The sequence below is a fragment of the Streptomyces pinistramenti genome, from assembly GCF_020564935.1.
Classification (GTDB): Bacteria; Actinomycetota; Actinomycetes; order Streptomycetales; family Streptomycetaceae; genus Streptomyces; species Streptomyces pinistramenti.
The window spans coordinates 39410-42092 of sequence record NZ_JAJCXB010000029.1; the positions used below are offsets into that span (position 1 = coordinate 39410).

General features: G+C 70.7%; 2 protein-coding genes. Both read right to left on the reverse strand.

The window, feature by feature from the left end; all coding sequences use genetic code 11:
• On the reverse strand, positions 1–1677 hold the full coding sequence (locus tag LIU39_RS20370; protein ID WP_227048235.1) for an aspartyl/asparaginyl beta-hydroxylase domain-containing protein: 1677 nt from the start codon (positions 1675–1677) through the stop codon (positions 1–3).
• A gap of 14 nt (positions 1678–1691) precedes the next feature.
• Positions 1692–2681: an NAD-dependent epimerase/dehydratase family protein gene (locus tag LIU39_RS20375; RefSeq protein ID WP_227048237.1), complete on the reverse strand. Its 990-nt coding sequence runs from the start codon at positions 2679–2681 to the stop codon at positions 1692–1694.
• Positions 2682–2683 lie beyond the last annotated feature (2 nt).

The following is a 2683-nucleotide window of genomic DNA, read 5'->3' on the forward strand; positions in this document are numbered from 1 at the left end:
TCACCGGTCCGGGTGCGGGACTCGGAAGGTGAGCACGGCGCCGGGGCCGGTGCCCTCGTGCCACCGCTCCCGTTCCAGGCCGTCGTCGAAGATCAGGCAGCCGCCCTCCGGCCAGGTCCTTGGCTGCTCCCCGACCCTGATCCCGCTGCCAGCCGCGACGATCAGGCCGAACTCGACCCGCAGGAAGGCGTTGCTCGGTCCGCAGCTCGCCGGCCGGCGGGCCGGGGGGTGCTGGAGCACCAGCTCGACGGCCGCCCCGGGAAACAGCAGCGCCTCGGGGATCTTGTCCAGGATGTCCCGGGTGACCGACAGCTCCGTGGCCGACGCGGTCCATGTGCCCTCGCGGTACAGCTCGACGCGGTCGGTCCCCGCCTCCTGCCCGCCTTCGGGGCGCAGCCGTTGGCCCTCCAGCGCGGCGCGCACCTCGCGCACGATCGCCTCGTGCTGGGCGGTGAGAGGGAAGGTGAACCAGAAGTCGGCGGGGTCGTAGTCCGTCCGCAGCGGCAGCTCCCGGTGGAACTCCGCGGGGCGGTGCAGTGCCGAGGTCCACAGCCCCTGGCGCACCGCGAGTTCCGCGCAGTCCTGCGCGGCGCGGGCCTGTCCGTCCGCGTGCAGTCCGTCGATGAGCGCACGGTAGTGCCGACGGGCCGTGTCGGCCGCCGGTTCGGGCAGCGTCGTCCCGCGCCGACCGCCGCGCCGCTCCCGCACCGTGCGGGCAGCGAGCTTGTCCACCTCCGCCACGCGCCGGCCCTCGGTGCGCAGGAACAGGGCGTGGTCGGCGAACGACTTCTCCCGGGTCATGCGATGGCGCTGATAGGTGTCGTCGAACGGCGCCTTGTAGTCCTGGTAGTGCCGGTGCTCGACGAAGACCCCGGGCACCGGGTACAGCCTGCCGAGCCGTTGGGCGAGGTCGAAGACCCACTTCTCGACCTCCCACTGCTGGAAGATCGTCGGTACGAAGTAGCCGAGGGTGTCGTACCAGGGCCTGCTGACGATCGGGAAGTCGCAGCCGCCCTCCGGGTACTGCGCCGCGTCGAAGTACAGGCACAGCACGGCGTCCTCGTGCAGCCTGGTGAGGTCGTCGGCCCGCTGGTCCAGTGCGACGTCCCAGCCGTAGTCCACGTAGAGCTGGTCGTCGTTGGCCATCAGCAGGAAGTCGCCGTCGGCGTGTTCGGCCAGGTGGTTCCAGGCTGCCGCGACCCCGATCGGCGGCCCGACGTGCAGGGCACACCGGCCGATCGCGCCGTAGTGCGTGCGCGCCCGGTCGAACAGTGCCCGGTATTCCGGCAGCGAAGGGTCGTCGTCGTCGACATAGCAGAGCACCTCGATCCGTCCCGGTGCGGCGGCGGTGCGCTGCACGCTGCGCAGGAACGTGTTCAGGTTGTCGACGCGGTTGCGGGTGGGGCACAGCAGGGACAGCGGCCTTGGTGGCGCGGTGACCGCGGCGGCGCGCAGCGGGAAGGCCAGTTTGGTACGGAGCCGCCGCGGTTCGAGCCGCAGGGCGTAGGCCAGCTTCTGCCGGACCAGCAGGCTGCTGTTCACCGTGTCGACGATCCAGCCGCGTCGGCCCTGCCTGTCCCGTAACAGGTCGGTGACCAGGTCCTGGAGCGTGCCGTCCCGATAGCGCCCGTGGTGGCCGAGGAGCAGCCTGCCGAGGTCGTGCGCAGTGTCGCGCATGTTCCGTTCCGCTGTCACCGACGGGCCCCCTCTCCGCTGCGTTCCATGGCGACCTGCTGCTCGATCCAGGGGTAGGTGCGACGGATCCCCTCGTCGAGGGAGATGCTCGGCTGCCAGCCGAGCAGTTGCCGGCACAGCGTGTTGTCGGAGACGCGGCCCAGCGGCCCGACCGGTTTGTCGGGCAGATAGCGCGGGACGATCGACTTTCCCGCGATGTCGGCGATACGGCCGACCAGCGCCGTGATGCTGATCCGCTCCTCGGAGCCGATGTTCACCGGTTGGTCCACCGTGGAGTGTGCGAGGCGGAGCAGGCCGGTGACGCAGTCCTCGACGTAGCAGTAGGACCTGGTCTGGGTGCCGTCGCCCCACACGTCGATCTCGCCGGAACCGCCGGGTACGGCGGCCACCTTGCCGCAGAGCATGGACAGGGATTTGGCGCGCAGACCTGAATAGGCGCCCAGCGGACCGTAGATGGCGTGCAGCCTGGCGATTTTGATGTCCATGCCCCAGGTCCGGCGGAAGGTCCCGCACAGGATCTCGGTGGTGAGCTTCTCCCAGCCGTACTCCATGTCCGGCTCGGCGGGGAAGACGGTGGCCTCCGCCAACGGGGCGCTGTCGGGGCTGTGTTGCAGGGAATTGGGGTAGACGCAGGCGGAGGACGTGTGGACGACGGTGCCGACCGCGGCCGTGCGGCATGCCTCGATGGTGTTGACCGAGATCAGCAGGTTGTCGCGCAGGATCTCCGCGGGTGCCGCGTGCGTCCATCCGATCCCGCCCATGTTGGCGGCCAGCGCGAACACCTGGTCGGCGCCGGACACCGCCGCCGCGCACTGCTCGGGGTCGCGCAGGTCCGCGAGGACGAACTCGTCCGCCTCGCTCGGTCCGTACTCGGGCGGCCGCACGTCCACCCCGCGCACCCGCACCCGCGGCCTGCGGCGTTTCAGTGCGTGGACCAGGTGTGTTCCTACGAAGCCGCTGGCTCCGGTCACCACGACCAGTGTCACCG

Coding starts and splice junctions, on each gene's coding strand:
- LIU39_RS20370 (WP_227048235.1), bottom strand. CDS start 1,677: ATGCGCGACACTGCGCACGACCTCGGCAGGCTGCTCCTCGGCCACCAC.